The sequence below is a fragment of the Sulfuricurvum sp. PD_MW2 genome (assembly GCF_002633015.1).
In the GTDB taxonomy this organism is placed as follows: domain Bacteria; phylum Campylobacterota; class Campylobacteria; order Campylobacterales; family Sulfurimonadaceae; genus Sulfuricurvum.
Genome location: NZ_NSIU01000067.1, coordinates 1 through 1446, shown reverse-complemented (window position 1 = coordinate 1446; position 1446 = coordinate 1). Strand labels below are relative to the sequence as shown.

General features: G+C 28.4%; 2 protein-coding genes. Both read right to left on the bottom strand.

The features are described 5' to 3' along the window. Window positions 1-504, bottom strand: a 504-nt coding sequence (locus CJD30_RS11630; RefSeq protein WP_294919340.1) for a type I restriction endonuclease, incomplete at its 3' end; no start/stop codon positions are given. 10 nt (window positions 505-514) lie between these two features. Beyond that, on the bottom strand, window positions 515-1446 hold a 932-nt coding region (locus tag CJD30_RS11625; protein ID WP_294919337.1), incomplete at its 5' end, for an FRG domain-containing protein.

The following is a 1446-nucleotide window of genomic DNA, read 5'->3' as shown; positions in this document are numbered from 1 at the left end:
CATCTGTACATATTGAAAAAGTCCATGACTAGCCCAAAAGCTATCTTTTTGGTATCTGTTTATTTGATTAAATGCTTCTTTAAGAGCCACTCCACTTCTTTTAAGCTCTATTTGTACAAGAGGAAGACCATTTATAAGTATAGTTACATCATATCTATTTGTGTATGCACCTTCTATCGTTATTTGATTTGTGACCTGATACTCATTTTCACACCATTTTTCCATATTGAAAAATCGTATTCTCTTTGTCGTACCATCATCTCTTTGTAGTGGAAATCTATCTCTTAGTATAAATGCTCGTTGGACTATTCCACCATCATTTAGATGATTTAAAATCTTTTTAAATTCATCCATAGAGAGCTCGACATTATTGTGTCTTTCAAGCTGTTTTTTTAGGTTTGAGAGCAAATCATTTTCATCTTTTATCGAAACTCTTCTATATCCTAAACTTTCAAGCTGTCTTATCAGCTCTTTTTCCATAAAATATTCTGATTGTTTAGCCATATTAAACCTTTTAATCTTGATACTTATGCAATAAATAATTAGTCATACCATTAAGCTCTGGATAAACTGAACCAGCATGAATATTCATCACTTCCAAATCATCAATTAGTAATTTTTTCACATCATAGTCAAGTATTAAATATTTTGAAACAAGTTTTTCAACATTTTTATTTTCTTTTGAATGATTTTTTTCATTAGGATCTTTCTTATCAATACCTACAAAAATAAAATCTCCACTTTGATTATCTATCCTTTTATTTTTTGCGATACCTCTGATAAAATGGTTATTATTTAGATGTTCTTTTCCTTCAATTTTAACCATGCCGAGATCTGCTTTTACAATTGTTGTCAACTCTTCTACTTGATTATCATCAGGATTTAAAAAAACATTTTGTTTATTCTCTTCAAAAATATAGACCAAACCATCCTGCATTTTTCTCTCTAAATTACTACAAGCAAAATATAAAGCAATTAAAGGGTTTCTTGTCACATCCAAGAGTCTTGTTGGAAGTCCATAGTGTTGCATAGTTATAAGTCGTTCATAATCTGTTTTATCATTTTTAAAATCGTTTGGTTTTAAAGCTAAAATCTTATGGAAAAGATCATTTTCGTTATTTAAAAGCTTATTTGTTCTTGCAATACTTGGTCTTAAAGCCCAGTTAGAATATGCTTGACCTCTAAAATACAGTTTATTTTTATCCGCATTACTTTTACCTAGATTTTCAAGTGCAAATCTCAATTCTTCTTTATCATTTTTATCAGAAAAATGAATTACAAAATCCATACTATGTCCAAAATTTCTATTTAGCCATAAGTTGTCAATTCTGTATTTTAAATTATCATTTATTTTCTCATTAAATTCATCTAAAAAATCCCTATGATTGCTAAAGCTACCAAACCGATTAAAACCTTCAAACTTAAAAAACTCATTATTATCTATAT